Source organism: Bifidobacterium sp. M0404 (assembly GCF_016101415.1).
Lineage (GTDB): Bacteria > Actinomycetota > Actinomycetes > Actinomycetales > Bifidobacteriaceae > Bombiscardovia > Bombiscardovia polysaccharolytica.
Map to the genome: position 1 here is coordinate 343411 of NZ_JACFQP010000002.1, position 16231 is coordinate 359641.

Consider the following 16231-nt stretch of genomic DNA (forward strand, 5'->3'; position numbering starts at 1 on the left):
TGCATTAACAGCGCTCTGCCCTTAGACCAGGCCGTCGGAACTTTGGTGGCAGGATTACACTGTTGCCATGAGCTCTGAGAAGATGGAAACAGTGATCGATGACCAGGCGCAGAGCGGGGGACCCCAGGCCGAGGCCGCCCGCCAGGTGGAGGAACTGCGTGCCGATGTGGACACCATCGATGCCGCTATTGTCGCCATGCTGGCCGAACGGTTCAGGGTGACCCACCGCATCGGTCTGCTCAAGGCCCAGGCAGGATTCGCCTCAGCTGACCTGCGCCGAGAGGCTTCACAGATAGCGGCCTTGCGAGACGAGGCTGAAAATTATGGCCTCGATCCGAATCTGGCTGAGGCTTATCTGCATCTGGTGGCTGACGCTGCTAAACAGGGTCACGAACAGTTGGCCAGGCAGCTGGGTTCGCGCTGAGGGAATCCATAGCACGCTAATGGTCGATGGTGTAGATGAACTACTAGGCCATCGACCATTAGATATTAGCGATGATGGGATTGCCTGGTCAGCGAGTGCTGGCTTTAGTCTGATGAGCCGTTTCCTGGTAGTGCTGCCTTGATGCCAGGACCGTCACCGTAACGAACAGCCCGACAAGCAGCATGGCGAGAAGGCCTTGGCTGCCGGTCAGGGGCAGAACATCCCTGTAGGAAAAGTCCAGGTTCTCGGTCTGAGAGCTGCCTTGGCCAATGTTCCAGGTGATGTTGACCGTAGTTGAGCCTGCCTTGAACGCTGGGGTATAGAAAGTCCAGGTATTCCAGGATCCCCAAGTCTCTGCCGTGCCGTTCCGTGTCAGTTGGAGAACTGCAACGGTATCCGGGTCCGTGCCGACCGTGACCGAGCTGATGGTCAATTGCGGCGGGCAGACCAAGGTGGCCGCCTTGACGGATGGGTTGTCGGAATTGGTGCCTAGCTGCCTGCCGCTGTTGTCGCCCCAGCCATAGGCCTTGCCGTCGGAGTCGATGACCAGGACTTGGCGCTCGCCTGCAGTGATCTGTATGGTGCTGCCGTCTTTGCTCACCAGAACGGGGGATACGCTGATTGATCCGGTGATGGAGACATTGCCCAGGGCGTTTTTATCGTTGCTTCCCCAGGTATAGACCCGTCCTTTGCTGTCGATTCCCATGCATAAGTATCCTCCAGCGCTGACCTCGGTGGGTTTGAATCCATCGCTGCCTCCATCAGGATCGGCCACCGGGGTAGGTATTGCGGCATCATTGGTGTCTCCTGTGCCCAGGCGTCCGTCGGTATTCGTACCCCAGGCGTAAGCCTTGCCGTCTCTGCCGATGGCCAGGGAGTGTGAGCCTCCCGCACTGACCTGAGTGGCGAAGAATCCTGTCGATCCGTCTTCGTATTTCTTGGGTGACGACACCGATACGGGGCTGGCTTGTGAGGCTGTGGAATTGTTGCCCAGTCTGCCGTTGTAGCCAAATCCCCAAGCGTAGGTTTGCCCGCTTATGCCGATGATCAGCGAGTGCTGATATCCTGCACTGACCTGTCTGACTTGGAATCCAGGGCTAGTGGCGCTTGCGTTGACAGCTACTGGAGTAGGGACGTTCCCAGTCGTGCTACCGTCGCCCACCTGTCCGCCTCTGCTCCTGTCTCCCCAGGCGTAGACCTGATGATCCGTGCCGATGGCCAGGGAATGATAGCCTCCTGCGCTTACCTGGATGTAGGAGAAGTTGTCCTTGTCGGCAACACTGTCGGGCTTCTTCACTCGGATGGGTGTCTTGCTGCTATCGTTGCTGCCGTTGCCGAGCTGTCCACTGCCGTTGTTTCCCCAGGCGTAGGCGTTGCCGTCACTGCCGACGGCCAGAGAATGGTTTTTGCCTGTGCTGACCTGGGCGAAACGGATGCCGCGCTGCGAGGGCGGAGTGATGGTGACCTGGTATCCGCCGGTGGATGGACTGATGGTTGGGTTGACAGTCATTGAAGACGAACGCGTCCAGTGTGCGACCAGGGTCAGCGGGTCAGTGACCGGCTTGCCGAAGTCATAGGCCACATCAGAGCTGCCGTCGGATGCTTTGACAAACCAGCCGTCGAATAGGAAGCCTGCTTTGGTCACAGTCTGTCGGGGCACCAATTCGCCTTCCTTGATGTCCTTGCTTGTCCATGCAGCCCCGATGCCTCCATCGGGGTCGAGATCTATGCGCTTGTTGGTCGGATCGAAGGTGTAGTCGAACTGCTGTGTTTGCGTTGAGTCCCCGGCATCGCCGGCAATGTTCCATGTGATGGTGAAACTGGACGGGCCGTACGGGTACGCGGGCGTCACGAAGGTCCAATCCCGGTTTTCATCCCAGGTGTCTTTGCTTGTCTGGGTCAGGTTCGTGGCTGGCTTGGTGCTGCTGGCCATGGTGCCGAAGGTCACCTTGGTCAGGGTGATTTGTGGTGGCTGTGTGGTGCCGGGCAGCGAGGATGCCCCGTTTCGTCCGATCTGGTTGTAGTAGTTGTATCCCCAGGTGTAGAGCAATCCGTCAGACCCGATGGCCGTCTGGTGATGACTGGAGGTGGCTACCGCGCAGGCCTTCACCGATTGGGCCAGAGTGATGGCTTTCGGATTGGTCTGCCATGCATCGTTATTGTTTATGTTGTTGCCTAGCTGGCCGTAGCCCTCTTTACCCCAGGTGTAGATTCTTCCGCTGTCATCTATGGCTTCGGATCCATCGTCGCCCGCGCTGATGGCGGTGATATTGACAACGTCGTCTCCGAAGCTGATCTTAGTGGATCCTTTCGTGCTGACATTGGAATCAGTCGAGGAGCCGATGGCGGTGCCGGAACCCCATCCATAGACGTCATGATCCGTATCAATCGCCAGCACGTGTTGGTAGCCGGCGCTGATGGCGATATAGGACCGGGTATCAGGCTGTCCGGTGCCCAGGTCTTGGACGCGTGCCGGTGTCGGGTTGTCATTAAGGGTGCCGTTGCCGAGCTGGCCTTTTTCGTTGCGGCCCCAGGCCCAGGCGTGGCCTTGACTGTCCAGGGCGGTGCCTGTGGTGAATCCTGCGCTGATGGCGGTGATGCCGGACAGCGTCGAGACCTTGGTGGGGGAGGAATGGTCGCTGTTGTCTGAGCTGCCGTTGCCGAGCTGGCCGTACTGGTTGTTGCCCCAGGTGTAGACCGTGCCGTCCGAGGCCAGGGCCATGGCGTATGACCGTCCTGCGCTAATGGCGGTGATGTTGGCGTCGAGATTCGCCTTCACAGGCACGGCAGAATCTGTTGTGGTGCCGTTGCCGAGCTGTCCCTTGCCGTTGCTGCCCCAGGTGTAGACGGTACCGTCCGAGGCCAGGGCCATGGAGTAAGCGTCGCCGGCGCTGACGGCTATGAAGATCTTTCCTTTTATGGCGTCATTTTCAGTGATCCGTACTGGTGTAGTCGCCGTGCCTGAGGTTTTGTCGTTCCCCAGACTCCCGCTGGCCTGATTTCCCCAAGCGTAGACGTGTCCGTCCGAACCTACAGCCAGAGTGTGGTAGCGCCCGGCGCTGGCCTGCGCGAACCTCACTGCCCTGGGTTTGGGAGGAGTCAGAGTAATCGTGGAGCCACCGGTGTCATCGCCATGGAGGGCGTTCGACGTTTTCCATTTGGTGTCTGGCGACGACCAATGGGCTTTCAGATTCAGCGGTCCGGTGACCGGGCTGCTGAAGTCGTAGGCCACATTGGAGCTGCCGTCGGCCGCTTTGACGAACCAGCCGTCGAACAGGAAACCTGCCTTGGTAACGCTGGGAGGTGAAGCCTGCTTGCCTGATGTGACGGACTGGTCCGAGACCGATGAACCCCCGTCCGAATCAAAGGTGACCTTTTGAGCAGTGGGTGTGAATGTATAGTCGGCGATGGCCTGGCCTTGTTGCGCTGCGCCGCCAATGGTCCATTCATTGATCTTGATCTTGGTGGTTCCGTAGGTGTGGTGCGGGGTAGTGACCGTCCATGGGGTATTCGTACTCCAAGTGTCGTCACCTGCTGAAGTTCGGTTGATTGGGCTGCCGCTGTCGGTCTTGGCAACATCAGTCTTGCCAAAGGTCACCTTGGCCAAATCTATCTGGGGTGGGCTGACCGCTGCAGGCTTGGTCTGTGAGCCGCTTTGAGGTCCGCTGCTGCCCTGTCCCAGCTTGCCGCTTTTCGCTTCCCCCCAGCTGTAGGGGAGCCCGTCCGAGCCGATGGCCAGACTGTGCCGGCAGACATCGAATGCGGCGACTGTGACGCCTGTCAGGCTCACCTCGGTCATCTTTGAATTAGCAGTTGTGGTTCCGTCGCCCAGCTGACCGCTGGAATTGCTGCCGAACATGTACAGGCTGCCCGCAGAGTCGACCATCGCAGAGGAGGAGTCCCCGGCGCTGACTGAAACAGGCGTCGCCGCTCCCGTGTCCAAGCTTACCAGACTGGGATAGAAGGAGTGAACGCTGTCGGCATTGGGGTCATTTCCTTTGATCAGGGGATAACCCCAGTAATATACCTTGCCTGAATTGCTCAGTGCCAGGACGTGCAGGTACCCTGCATCGATGTCGGTGTAGACAGTGCTGTCTGGGTTGCCGGTTGAGTCGCCGTAAATGCGCGATGGAGTGTAGACATTGGAACCACTGCTGGTGCCGTCCATGGTGCCGATGCTGAGCTGGCCGCCCTGGTTGCGTCCCCAGGCGTAGGCATGTCCTTGGCTGTCCAGCGCCGTTTGAAAATCGTATCCGGCGCTGATGGTGGTGAAGGTGACGCCGGATGAAGAGACCGCTGCTGGTGAAGCGTTGACTTTGACACCCGTGTGCCCGTTGCCGAGCTGGCCGTATTCGTTGTCTCCCCATGTGTAGATCGTCCCGTCCGAGGACAGGGCCATGGCATGCCAGTATCCGGCGCTGATGGCGGTGATGGTGACGTTGAGATTCGCCTTTACCGGTACTGAGGAATCGGGATCCGTGGTGGAACCGTTGCCGAGTTCGCCGCGACTGTTGTCGCCCCAGGTGTAGACGGTGCCGTCCGAGGCTAGGGCCATGGAGAATGTGGTTCCCGCGCTGACGGATATGAAGGTCTTTCCCTTGATGGCCTCGTTTTCGGTAATCCGCACTGGCGTGTTTTTGTTGATTGTGGTTCCATCGCCAAGCTCGCCCTTGCTGTTGTCGCCCCAGGCATAAACGTGGCCATCCGAGCCTACGGCGAGGGTGTGGTCGTGGCCGGCGCTGACCTGTGCGAATCTGACCCCTCTGGGCTTGGGGGGAGTCAGAGTGATTGAAGAGCCCCCTGTGTCGTTGCCGCTGGCGTTGGCTGTCGTCCACTGGGAGTCTTTGACTGATGACCAATGGGCTATCAGCGACTTCGCGCTGGTGCTGGTGACCGGCTTGCCGAAATCGTAGGCCACATTGGAGCTGTCGTCGGCTGCTTTGACGAACCATCCGTCAAACAGGTAGCCTGTCTTGGTGACGGCAGGAGGAGATGCCAGATGACCTGAGGCTACTGTCTGGCTCAAGGCCGGCGAGCCGGACGTCAGCGAGCCCCCATCCGAATCAAAGGTGAGGGTATATGAGGATGAATCCCTGGGCTGGGGCGACTTGTCAGTCTTTTGCTTATTGAATGGTTGGATGGACTTGAACGGCGAGGGATTATTGTTGGCCAGCGGCGATGGTGATGCGGTCGGCATCATAGCCCGTGCCTGCTCACCTGTTTTGAGCAATGAGTTCGCGCTGCTGCTGCCTGCTGTAGGTGTAGGCGCCATGTCGTCGGTGTTTGCGTATGCTCCGGTTGAAGCTACGACCAGCGCCAGTCCAATCATAGCCGTTAAGGTCAACAGTCTACGGGTGCTATGAGCATTCCCCATTTAATCTTCCTCCCCAAGCGTGCTGACTTCCCAGGTCATAGTCCCCATAACTGCGTCGACGCACACCATGTAAAATCCCTCTACTAACTCCACTTTAGCATTACAATCTTCGCAAGGTGCAGAGTGTTGTGATCAAGCTGTTCCACAGGCAAATTCGGTCTGAGCAGCTCGTAACAGGCATGCTTTCGATTGCAAAACTGCGTGAATGCTGATTGGTACTGCTTTTGCATGGGTGACGATTGTTCGTCCGGCCTTCAGGCTGTAACGCTAGTTGCACTGTAACGGCCTTGTTACGAGTGCAAACCGATGGCAACCGGGGTGGTGCCTATGGCCGAACCGCCTTGGTTACCATCGGGAATGAAACCTACTTACGAGGCTTCTTGGCCGGAGGCTCGCCCAGCTGGCTGGTGGTTACCCGGATGCCCGCTTCATCCTCGCCGGCACCCTTGGCCTCGGGCTGGTCGGTCTCCTCGACCAGATCCAGATCTCCGGTGACCCTGCCCGCTTCGGCTATGTCGTCCAAGGCGGCCTTCACGGCTTCCAGGCCCTCCGGCGCCACGCTCAAGGAGGCGGAGAGGATGGGGGTCTTCATGGAGACCTTGGCCTCGGACTTGATTCGCCGCAGTGCGGCCAAGGCCGTGCCTGCCCAGGCCAAAAGATCCGGATCCTGGCCCTGGGCAGCTGCACGGTAGGATTCTGAACGTGGCCAGGAGGCCCTGTGAACCGATCCGTCCCCTTGATGCATCCACTGCCAAGCCTCCTCGGTGGCGAAGGGCAAGAAAGGAGCCAGGAGGCGATCTAGAGCGTCCAGGACCAGTCCCAGGGTTGTGCGGGCGCTCAGCACCTGTGCTTCGTCAGGGGTCCTGCCGGTGGCATCCGCGGTCCCGTAGGCCCGGTTCTTGGCCAGCTCGATGTAGTTGTCGCAGAAGTCCCAGAAGAAGGATTCGGTCACCTCCAATGCCTTGGAGTGCTCGTAGGATTCCAGGGCCTTGGTGGCCTGGTCGATCACCTGGGCAAGGCCGGCCAGGACCGCGCGATCCAGCGGGACCGTCACATCAGCCGGGTCCCAAGTGGCCTCCGCTGCCTGAGTGACCTTATGGTTCTCATCCTCACGTCCGATGGCCAGGGCGAACTTGACGGCGTTGAGGAGTTTGACGGCCAGGCGGCGGCCGATCTTCATCTGTCCTTCATCGTAGGTGGCATCCAGGCCCAGCCGGGCGCAGGATGCCCAGTAGCGCACAGCGTCAGCGCCATACTTCTTGATGGGTTCGTCGGGTACCACCACATTGCCCTTGGACTTGCTCATCTTCTTGTGGTCCGGGTCCAGAATCCACCCCGACAGGGTGGTGTCGCTCCAGGGCAGGCAGCCGTTCTCCAGATGGGCGCGGTCCATGGAGCTGAAGAGCCAGGTGCGGATGATGTCCTGGCCCTGCGGGCGCAGGTCCATGGGGAAGGTCGCCTTGAAGAGGGCCTGGTCCTGTTCGCCCGGCTCGGCCCAGTGGGTCACGATCTGAGGCGTCAGGGAGCTGGTGGCCCAGGTGTCCATGATGTCTTTCTCGGCCGTGAAGCCGCCAGGCTGGTCGCGCTGGGACTCCTCGAAGCCCTCAGGCACATCGCTGCTGGGGTCGATGGGGAGCCTGTCCTCGGCCGGGGTGATGGGATGGGCGTAATCGGTCTCGCCGTTTTCCTTGACCGGGTACCAAAGAGGGAAGGGGACTCCGAAGAAGCGCTGGCGGGAGATCAGCCAGTCGCCGTTAAGTCCCTCGACCCAGTTGTTGTAGCGCACCCGCATGAAGTCCGGATGGAAGTTGAGCTCCTTGCCACGTTCCAGCAGCTCCTTGTTGAGTTTTTGATTGGTGCCGCCATTGCGCAGGTACCACTGGCGGGAGGTGACGATCTCCAGGGGCTTGTCGCCCTTCTCGTAGAAGTTGGTCATGCGCTTGGTGGGCTTGGGTTCGCCATCCAGATCGCCGGATTCACGCAGGGCATCCACGATGATCTTGCGTGCTGAGAAAGTGGTCTTTCCCTCGGTCTGCTCGAAGATTCGACGTCCGCCTTCATCGGTGATCCAGTCCGGCACATCCATGACGATTCGTCCGTTGCGCTGGATGATGGACCTGGTGGGCAGGTTCAGATCCCGCCACCACTGCACGTCGGTCACGTCGCCGAAGGTGCAGCACATAGCAATGCCGGCGCCCTTGTCCATCTCTGCGGCGGGGTGGGCCAGGATGGGCACCTCCACTTTGAACAGGGGAGAGTAGACCTTCTGCCCGAAGTACTTCTGGTAGCGCTTGTCGTCCGGATGGGCGATCAGGGCGCCGCAGGCCGCCAGCAGCTCAGGCCTGGTGGTCTCGATGTAAATTGGCGTGCCGTCCGCAAACCGGAAGGCCACACGGTGATAGAAGCCGTCATATTCGCGCGACTCCAGCTCGGCCTGTGCCACAGCGGTCTGGAAGGTCACGTCCCAGAGCCCGGGGGCCTCCTTCTGATAGGCCTCGCCTCGGGCCAGGTTCCGCAGGAAAGCCTTCTGTGCCACCCGGCGGGGATGCTCGCCGATGGTGTGGTAGGTCTGCGACCAGTCCACCGACAGGCCCAGCGATCGCCAGAGTTGCTCGAAGAGCTTCTCGTCCTCGGCGGTCAGTTCCTCGCATAGTTCGATGAAGTTCTGACGGGAGACGGGCACCTGGTCCTTGGCGCTGATCTTCTTACCCTTGGTCCCGTGGAAGGGGGGCTTGAAGTCCGGATCGTACTTGAGCGAGGTGTCCACGCGGACCCCGTAATAGTTCTGGACCCGCCGCTCGGTGGGCAGACCGTTGTCGTCCCATCCCATGGGGTAGAAGACGTCGTAGCCCTGCATCCGCTTGAACCGGGCGATCACGTCGGTATGGGTGTACGAGAAGACGTGCCCCACATGCAAATGCCCAGAAACCGTGGGCGGCGGGGTGTCGATGGAGTAGACACCGGAGCGCTCGCGGGTGTTGCGGAAGCGGTAGACGCCGGACTCATCCCAGTCGCGGCACCACTTTTCCTCCAGGCCATCCACGCCCACCCTGTCGGGCAGGGGGGTCAGATGGGCATTGACGATTCCTTGGTTTTCAGCAGACATACCAGCATTTTATGGACGAACAGTGACAAGGGGCACCGGCCTTTTCACCCCTGGATGCGCAGGTTCCACAGGGGCAGGTAGCGGTCCACCAAAGAGCTAGGCATGCCCTGCAGGCGGGGGGCGGTGAGGACCAGGGGCGTACGCTGATACAGCCAGTCGCTGGGGGAGAGGTCGCTGACCTGTCGGGCAAAGGCCTTCAGTCGCTCGGCATAGGTGTTCTGGTCAGTGCAGTCCGTCACCTGCTTCCAGGAATTCTGAATATCGATGTTGTCGAAGTGCATCGTGGATTCGGGGTCAGCGAAGCGGTCGATTTCATCATTGTCCATGACCAGCAGGGTCATGTCATAGTCGTGGCGATTGAGCACCTGGTCGCGGAATGCAGCCTGGTCCACCATGGAGACCTGGCTGGGGATGCCCACCGCCTTCAGCTGCGTGCTGATTAGATCGCCCACCTGGTTGCCGAATTCCTGCGGGTAGATCAGGCGCAGACCGCCGTGATAGTAGGACGGGGCGTAGTAGGAGTTTCGACGGGCCGCCTGGATGCGGTCGAAGGGGAAAGCCTGCAGACCGGGATCATAGCCGGGGCTCAACGGGTTGAGCGGCCCGCCCAACACTTTGGCTCCGCCGCCTTCCAGATCGGCCAGCGCCTGGCGGTCCACGGCATAGCGGACGGCCTCGCGCACATGCTGGTCGGATAGCAGGCTGGATGCCTCGTTGTTGAAGGCCAGGACCACATTGTTTGTGCTGGGCGTGGCAGTCGGCGCCTTGCCGGCCTGTTTGGCGGTGGCGGGATCCATGTCCACTACAGCGTCCAGGCGTCCCTGGTCCAGATTCTTGATGGTCTCTTGCGGGCTGCCGGTGTAGCTGATGATCACCTTGTGGATGGCGGCCTTGTCCGGGCCTTGGTAGGACTTGCTGGCGGTCAGGGTCAGGCTGGTACCCGGCTGCCAGTCATCCACCTGGTAGGGGCCTGAGCCAGCTGATCGAGTGGAATAGTTGACCCGGGCCCGGCGGTCGTAGACTATGCCCGCTCGACCGCTCAGTGCGGTCAGCAGCCTGGCGTTCGGGCTCTTCAGGCCGATTACCAGTGTGGCATCATCGGGGTTGGTGACCCTGGCCAGTCCATCCAGGTCCCGATGGCCCTGGTACTGGTGGTCGATGATCTGCTGCAGGGACCAGAGGGCATCCTCCGAGGTCAGGCGGCGTCCGTCGACGAAGTGGGCGTCATTGCGCAGATGAAAGGTGTAGAGCAGCCCGTTTGAGGAGACCTCCCAGTTTTGAGCCAGGCCGGGCGTCGGCCGGCCTTTGGCGTCGGGCCTGGTCAGAGTCTGGTAGACATTGCCCATCAGGGCCTGGTCGGTGGCAAATCCGGGTTCGGTGCGGATGTCAAGGGAGACGGGGGCCTGGCGGGCTCGAATGCGCACGATCTGGCCCGTGCTCCCCTGGGCCCAGGGCAGCTGCCAGCTTCCCTGACCTGTCACCAGCGGCCAGGCTATGTAGGTGCCCGCTGTCAGGATCGCCAGTACCAGCAGAAAGATGATTCCGGATCTGATTTGTGTGTGTCTGCCCCGTGCCATGGTTTTGATTCTATCGAGAGGCTGGTCCGGCCAGGAGTTCGGCGCTGGGGCATGTTTCGGCCAGGGGGCAGTGGAGGCAGTCGGGCTTGCGGGCGTGGCAGGTGGCTCGGCCGTGGAGGATCAGCCTGTGCGACAGATTGGTCCAGTCCTCGGGCGGGAAACAGTCGCAGATCTCATGCTCGATCTTCACTGGATCGGGGTGGGTGCTGCGCCAGTCGGTCCGCCAGCGCAGACGGCCGGTGACCCGGGTGACGTGGGTGTCCACCGGGAATCCGGGGATGTTGAAGGCATTGCCGAGGACTACATTGGCGGTCTTGCGTCCCACGCCGGGCAGACTGGTCAGTTCCTCCATGGTCTGGGGGACCTTGCCGTTGTAGTCTTCGGTCAGCATCTGAGAGAGCCCCAGCAGGTGGCGGGCCTTGGCGTGGTAGAAGCCCACCGGGTGGATTATGGCCTCCAGTTCGTTCGGCTGGGCCTGGGCCATGGCTGCGGGATCGGGGTAGCGCTCGAAGAGTTCCGGGGTCACCGAGTTGACCCGCTTATCGGTGGTTTGGGCGCTCAGGACAGTGGCCACCAGCAGTTCGAAGGGGTTGTGAAAGTGCAGGGCGCAGACCGCCTCGGGAAAGACCTGGCAGAGGATGCGGTACTCCTCGTGCATGCGGGCCAGGCGGTGGGCCTTGCTTTCCCTGCCTTGGGGACGCTTTCGATTTGATGATGCATCAGTCACTATGATCGGTTTTCTTCTTCTTGGAGTCCTGGGATTGTTCTGACTGGCTGTCCTCTTGCTCGGCTGGGTCTGGGTTGGTCCCGGCATCCGGCTCGGGCTTGGGGGCTGAGGCCGTCCGTGCTGACGAGGGCGGGTCGAACCGGTAGCCCACATTGCGGACCGTGCCGATCAGGTGCTCGTACTCGCTGCCCAGCTTGGCCCTGAGCCGCCGCACATGCACATCAACCGTCCTGGTGCCGCCGTAGTAGTCATAGCCCCAGACCTCCTGGAGGAGCTGCGCCCTGGTGAAGACCCTGCCGGGATGCTGAACCAGGTATTTGAGCAGCTCGAACTCCTTGTAGGCCAGGTTGATGGGACGACCGTGGATTCGGGCTGTGTAGCTTTCGGTGTCCACAACCAGATCGCCTGAGCGGACCTGACCAGTGGGCACCTGGTCCTCAGCCTCTTCGGGCTGAGCATCTGGCTTGCGTGTCGGGGTCTCGCGTTGGCAGACCAGACGCAGCCGAGCTTCGACCTCGGCGGGGGATGCGGACTGAATGATGACGTCGGCCACGCCCCAGCTGGCATTGACCACGGTGAAGCCGCCCTCGCTCAGAACCAGGATGATGGGCGTGGACAGGCCCGAGGCCCGGGTCAGGTTGCAGAGGGTCTTGGCCTCGGCCAGGTCGTCGCTGGCATCGATCAGCAGCACTGTGTCCTCGGGCATTCTTACCAGGGAGGCGGCGTCCAAGGGCAGAACGCGCACCCGATGGGAAAGCAGGGCCAAGGCTGGCAGAACCGATGCCGGGTCCTCGGCGCAGGTCATCAAGGTCAGATCCGTCACGGGGGTACCTTCTTCCCTGTCCGTTCGTCCATAGAGGGGTGGATTCGTTGAACAGTCGTCATCATTGTACAATCGGCCCGTCACAGGGCTTCGAGTTCACAGGATGGCCTTGCCCTAGGATGTGACGTATGGCTCCCCGATGGGGACAGGCAGGAGGACCCATGGCGCAGACCGTAAAAGAAACCCAGGATGGGCGCGCGCCCGCCCTGACGCAGCTGCTGGCCCTGGCGGCGCTGATCCTGCCAGGCGTGGCGGCGGGCTTGTTGGCCGAGCCTCGGGTCGCCCGATGGGTGCAGGCCTTCCTGGTTCTGGTGCTGGCATTGGCCCTGTTGGCCTCTTGGCCCTTGGTGGGTCGGGGTATTCGCTCCGGCCCAGACCGAGCCATGTTCGGTTTGCTGACCTTGGTCTGCCTGGTTCCGGCCTTGGTCGTGCAGGGGTCTGACGCCTTCAGGGTCTGGCTGTCAACTGCGGCATTCCTGCTTGCCCTCCTGGCCGTGTTCATGTTTGTTCGGCAGATGCTGCGTAGGGACAGGCGGATGGTCATCCGGGGCATTTCTGCAACCGCCATGGGCGGGGTCACTGCTGTCGCCGCCTCGGGATGGGTCTTCCTGCCAGAGCTGGTCAGGGGCTTCGGACCTGACCTAATGCCAATCCTGGTAGTGCTTGTGGCCTTGCTGCTGCTGATCGGGCTCATCATCGCAGGCTATCGCTGGGCCGAAGAAGCAGCTGATCAGTCCGGAGCCATTGGTCTGGCGCTGATGTCGGTGCTTCTGTCCGGAGCCATCGTGGTACTGGCGGCCCTCGTCCTTCAGACGACGATCTGAGCTAGGCATTCATCAGGTGGTCCAGAAGGATCTGGATGCCCATGACTATTAGAATGATGCCGCCGGCGATTCTGGCAGGCTTGCGCCAGCGGGAACCGACAACATATCCAATGCGCAATCCCGCTATGGAGACCGCAGCCGTCACCAATCCGATGACCAGTGCGGACAGCCAGATGTTGATGCCCAGCAGGGCCAGGCCCGCGCCCACGCCGAATGAGTCGATGCTGGTGGCTATGGCTGCAGGAAGCATTTGCCGCCAGGAGAAGCTCTCTTCTCCGTTAGTTCCTTCTTCCTTGCCGTAGACGCCCTCGCGGATCATGTTGACCCCGATGGCCGACAGAATGCCGAAAATAATCCAGTGATCCACAGCGGCCAGGGAGTCCTGCAGCATGGAGGCTGCGAAGTAGCCAAGCAGGGGCAGCAGAGTCTGGAATCCGCCGAACCAAAGTCCGACCAGCCAATGATGGCGGGCCCGCAGTCGGTCCACGGACAGTCCCTTGCTGATGGAGACGGCAAAAGCGTCAGAAGATACACCTAAAGCGATAAACAACAGTCTTAAGAACACGGCATTCCTTGAAAGGGTTCATCCCCGGTGGGATGGGCCTCGACCAGGTCTCCTCAAACCCGCCTACGCCTCGGGAGCGTCGAGCGCGGAACTGCCGACTGGGGTCGGCTTTGAATTCGTTGAATGCCGTTCACATGCTACGCCATAACAATATGGACATAGATTTTACCTGTCAGCGCTGGAGAATCAAGCATGACAGGCTATCGGATAGGCCCATTAGCGAGCCATAGTCACTGTCAGGCTGCCTCCCGCTGCGTGGATGGCGCTGATGACCGTACTCAGCGCCGGATCCCCCTGATTGCTCAGGGCCTTGTAGATGCCCGAACGGGATCGGTCGGCATCCGAGGCGATGGCGCTCATATGCCTCTGTGCTCGCGCTACCTCGCCGAGTGCATTTGCGATGATGGCAGCTCCTTGCCGAGGGTTTTCGGCCTTGTCGGCCTCTTCCATGGCAACCTGCAGGTAGGTGACGGCCGCCTGCTCACTATGTATATGGTCGCCTGCATGAAATTTCCTGATCTTCAACATCATCACAACCCTGTCCTTAATGTGGTCCGTTTCCTTGCCCGTTGGCTGACATCAGCTTTCCAGATATGACTTCCACAGATGTTTTGCATGGTCTATGTCCCTCTTCTGATGAGCCTTGCTGCCGCCGCAAAGCAGTAACACGACCTGTCTGTTCTTTAGGCCAAAGTAGGTGCGGTAACCAGGACCATAGTGAAAACGTATTTCGAATACGCCTTCTCCCAAAGTCTTCCAATCCCCTGACAGGTGCCCGGATAGCTTTACTTGTTCCCATCGGTGCAGGATACGTACTGCCGACTGGGTGTCTTTCATTTCATCAATCCACCGGCTGAATTCCTCAGTCTCCAGTACTTCAATGATGGACAGGGGCATGGTGCCGCTTCCCCTCCCTTATTTTCGAGAAGATGCGTCCCATTCCCCACAAGAAAAGTGTACACTACAGTAGACATTAGAGCAATTGCTCATGACATCTAGATGTCGGGTGACTAACGGATTCCGTTGCCGGTTTTCGAGTATTGCTGGTCTTACTGGTCCTGGTAGGTGACGGCGTAGAACTCGCCGTTCTGGAAGCGTGCCATGTACACATCGCTGACCTTGTGTATGCCCTGCTTGGCCAGCTGCTCGTCGAGCCAGTCCTCGTCCCGTCCCATGGTGTCAAGAACGTCGGGATTGACCCGTCCGTCCATGACCACCGGATAGCGCACGTCCTTGTCGCCCTCGGAGATGATGGTCAGGCCGCCGTTCTGTTCGACGATGCCCCGCTTGACGTCGCGTATGTCGTTGATGCCCTTGGTGCGTAGCTTGAAGTCCACCTCCTTGGCCGTCAGGTTGACCTTGAGACAGTTTTGGACCAGCAGTTTGCCGTTCTTGATGATGGTGACCGGTTCGCCGTCGATGTACTTGCCTACCGCGTGGATGTGGGTCTTGGCATACCTAGTGATGAGGATCAGTGCCGCCCATATCAGCAGGATGACAATGTACTGGGCCATGGAGATGCTGTCGCTGTAGATGACCCCGCCGATGATGCCGCCCAGGACGTAGTTCTGCAATTGGTCCATGGGCGAGGTGGGCGCCAGGTTCCCCTTGCCGGTCACATTGATGAGCAGGGTGATGAAGAGCAGCCCGACAATCAGCTTCAGGGCCACGTTGACGTAGAAATTGATATCCATGGGTCACTCTCCGATCACGGTGATGTCTGGGTGGTACAGGTCGGCGCGCTGCAACAGGAATTCGGAGCCTGAACTGTTGAATACCAGGGTGTAGTAGCCCTTGGGGGTCTTGATGATCATGTCGTTGTTGCGCGAGGTGTCGTTGATGCTGATCTGCTCAGGATCGACCTTGAGCTTGGCGGCGGATTTGTCGATGACCGTGGTCAGCTGTCCGCTCTGCAGGCTGGCTGTGCGCAGATTGGTGTAGTCGCTGTACTGGATGGCCGCCGCCAACAGGAGCAGGGTTGCCAGGATGATGGACAGATCCTTGTACTTGTGGTTCCAACGGTGGCGGGAGTACATGAACAGGAAGAAGAGAAAGGCCAGGGCCAGAACGACGACCACGATGATCCTGATCATGGTCCAGTTGGTCTGACCGCCCTTGAGGTATTGGTACGTATAGAAAGTCATAGCCGCTCCTGCCCTTGCGCGCGCACCCGCAATTGGCAATCGTAGACGGCCAGACGCGTTTTGGGAGGATTTGGGCATGCAAAACCCCGGTTCGGGCGCTCGATTGGGCCCTTGCCGGGGTGATTGTGTCGACTGGTCGGCCTTGAGAGGTCAGTGCTGGGCGGCCAGGCGCTCGCGTGCAGCCTTGATCTGGGTCTCAGCAGCCTCGGCGTTGGTCCAGTAGTCGCCAGGCATGACCTCCTTGCCTGGTTCCAGAGCCTTGTACTGCTCGAAGAAGTGCTTGATTTCCTGCTTGTGGAAGTCGGAGACGTCGTCGATGTCCTTGATGGCATCGTAGCGGGCATCAGCAGGCACGCAGAGGACCTTGTCATCCCCGCCGGCCTCGTCGACCATGTGGTAGAGACCCACGGCGCGGCATTCGACGATGCAGCCCGGGAAGACCGAATCGGGGATCATGACCAGAGCATCCAAGGGATCGCCGTCCTCGCCCAGGGTGCCGTCGATGTAGCCGTAGTCGTCGGGGTAGCCCATAGAGGTGAAGAGGGTGCGGTCCAGCCTGATATGGCCGCTATCGTGGTCCATCTCATACTTGTTGCGGGAGCCCCGGGGGATCTCGACCAACACGTCGAATGTCTCTGCCATTGTCCTGTCTCCTTCTCGGTCTGGA

At 60.2% G+C, this 16231-nt stretch carries 13 protein-coding genes; 2 read left to right on the top strand and 11 right to left on the bottom strand.

Annotated elements, in window-relative coordinates; all coding sequences use genetic code 11:
• The first annotated feature begins 67 nt into the window (after positions 1-67).
• On the top strand, positions 68-424 hold the full coding sequence (locus tag H3T93_RS05635) for a chorismate mutase (RefSeq protein ID WP_144178304.1): 357 nt from the start codon (positions 68-70) through the stop codon (positions 422-424).
• 88 nt (positions 425-512) lie between these two features.
• Here H3T93_RS05635 and H3T93_RS05640 read toward each other — a convergent pair whose 3' ends face one another.
• The 5 genes from H3T93_RS05640 to H3T93_RS05660 form a co-directional block, all read right to left on the bottom strand.
• The gene (locus H3T93_RS05640) at positions 513-5753 is read right to left on the bottom strand and encodes an RCC1 domain-containing protein (RefSeq protein WP_232348695.1); all 5241 of its coding nucleotides are present in this window, start codon (positions 5751-5753) and stop codon (positions 513-515) included.
• Positions 5754-6162: 409 nt separating this feature from the next.
• Positions 6163-8904, bottom strand: coding sequence for a valine--tRNA ligase (valS, locus tag H3T93_RS05645; protein ID WP_144178308.1), 2742 nt, complete (start codon positions 8902-8904; stop codon positions 6163-6165).
• Between the two features lie 44 nt (positions 8905-8948).
• On the bottom strand, positions 8949-10481 hold the full coding sequence (locus tag H3T93_RS05650) for an ABC transporter substrate-binding protein (protein WP_144178310.1): 1533 nt from the start codon (positions 10479-10481) through the stop codon (positions 8949-8951).
• 10 nt (positions 10482-10491) lie between these two features.
• On the bottom strand, positions 10492-11139 hold the full coding sequence (gene nth / locus H3T93_RS05655) for an endonuclease III (RefSeq protein ID WP_144178516.1): 648 nt from the start codon (positions 11137-11139) through the stop codon (positions 10492-10494).
• Positions 11140-11200: 61 nt separating this feature from the next.
• Entirely contained in the window at positions 11201-12031 is an 831-nt protein-coding gene (locus H3T93_RS05660) for a winged helix-turn-helix transcriptional regulator (protein WP_121912948.1), read from the bottom strand.
• A gap of 161 nt (positions 12032-12192) precedes the next feature.
• Here H3T93_RS05660 and H3T93_RS05665 point away from each other — a divergent pair, with 161 nt between their 5' ends.
• On the top strand, positions 12193-12855 hold the full coding sequence (locus H3T93_RS05665) for a hypothetical protein (RefSeq protein WP_144178311.1): 663 nt from the start codon (positions 12193-12195) through the stop codon (positions 12853-12855).
• Position 12856: 1 nt separating this feature from the next.
• Here the strand turns inward: H3T93_RS05665 and H3T93_RS05670 are convergent, their stop codons facing one another.
• The 6 genes from H3T93_RS05670 to H3T93_RS05695 form a co-directional block, all read right to left on the bottom strand.
• Positions 12857-13420, bottom strand: coding sequence for a manganese efflux pump MntP (locus tag H3T93_RS05670; RefSeq protein ID WP_144178312.1), 564 nt, complete (start codon positions 13418-13420; stop codon positions 12857-12859).
• 216 nt (positions 13421-13636) lie between these two features.
• A complete protein-coding gene (locus H3T93_RS05675; RefSeq protein WP_121912951.1) occupies positions 13637-13951 on the bottom strand; it encodes an addiction module antidote protein in 315 nt (104 codons plus the stop codon).
• Between the two features lie 48 nt (positions 13952-13999).
• The gene (locus H3T93_RS05680; protein WP_144178315.1) at positions 14000-14317 is read right to left on the bottom strand and encodes a type II toxin-antitoxin system RelE/ParE family toxin; all 318 of its coding nucleotides are present in this window, start codon (positions 14315-14317) and stop codon (positions 14000-14002) included.
• A gap of 152 nt (positions 14318-14469) precedes the next feature.
• Positions 14470-15114, bottom strand: coding sequence for a DUF421 domain-containing protein (locus tag H3T93_RS05685; protein WP_198177229.1), 645 nt, complete (start codon positions 15112-15114; stop codon positions 14470-14472).
• Between the two features lie 3 nt (positions 15115-15117).
• Positions 15118-15564, bottom strand: coding sequence for a DUF3290 family protein (locus H3T93_RS05690; RefSeq protein WP_045924896.1), 447 nt, complete (start codon positions 15562-15564; stop codon positions 15118-15120).
• A 150-nt stretch (positions 15565-15714) separates the two neighbouring features.
• Positions 15715-16206, bottom strand: coding sequence for an inorganic diphosphatase (locus tag H3T93_RS05695; RefSeq protein WP_144178316.1), 492 nt, complete (start codon positions 16204-16206; stop codon positions 15715-15717).
• Positions 16207-16231 lie beyond the last annotated feature (25 nt).

Excerpts from the sequence above, each read along its gene's own strand:
- H3T93_RS05635 (WP_144178304.1), top strand. The coding sequence starts at position 68 with ATGAGCTCTGAGAAGATGGAAACAGTGATCGATGACCAGGCGCAGAGC.
- nth (WP_144178516.1), bottom strand. The coding sequence starts at position 11,139 with ATGCACGAGGAGTACCGCATCCTCTGCCAGGTCTTTCCCGAGGCGGTC.
- valS (WP_144178308.1), bottom strand. The coding sequence starts at position 8,904 with ATGTCTGCTGAAAACCAAGGAATCGTCAATGCCCATCTGACCCCCCTG.
- H3T93_RS05640 (WP_232348695.1), bottom strand. The coding sequence starts at position 5,753 with ATGATTGGACTGGCGCTGGTCGTAGCTTCAACCGGAGCATACGCAAAC.
- H3T93_RS05650 (WP_144178310.1), bottom strand. The coding sequence starts at position 10,481 with ATGGCACGGGGCAGACACACACAAATCAGATCCGGAATCATCTTTCTG.
- H3T93_RS05665 (WP_144178311.1), top strand. The coding sequence starts at position 12,193 with ATGGCGCAGACCGTAAAAGAAACCCAGGATGGGCGCGCGCCCGCCCTG.
- H3T93_RS05690 (WP_045924896.1), bottom strand. The coding sequence starts at position 15,564 with ATGACTTTCTATACGTACCAATACCTCAAGGGCGGTCAGACCAACTGG.
- H3T93_RS05695 (WP_144178316.1), bottom strand. The coding sequence starts at position 16,206 with ATGGCAGAGACATTCGACGTGTTGGTCGAGATCCCCCGGGGCTCCCGC.
- H3T93_RS05685 (WP_198177229.1), bottom strand. The coding sequence starts at position 15,114 with ATGGATATCAATTTCTACGTCAACGTGGCCCTGAAGCTGATTGTCGGG.
- H3T93_RS05675 (WP_121912951.1), bottom strand. The coding sequence starts at position 13,951 with ATGATGTTGAAGATCAGGAAATTTCATGCAGGCGACCATATACATAGT.
- H3T93_RS05680 (WP_144178315.1), bottom strand. The coding sequence starts at position 14,317 with ATGCCCCTGTCCATCATTGAAGTACTGGAGACTGAGGAATTCAGCCGG.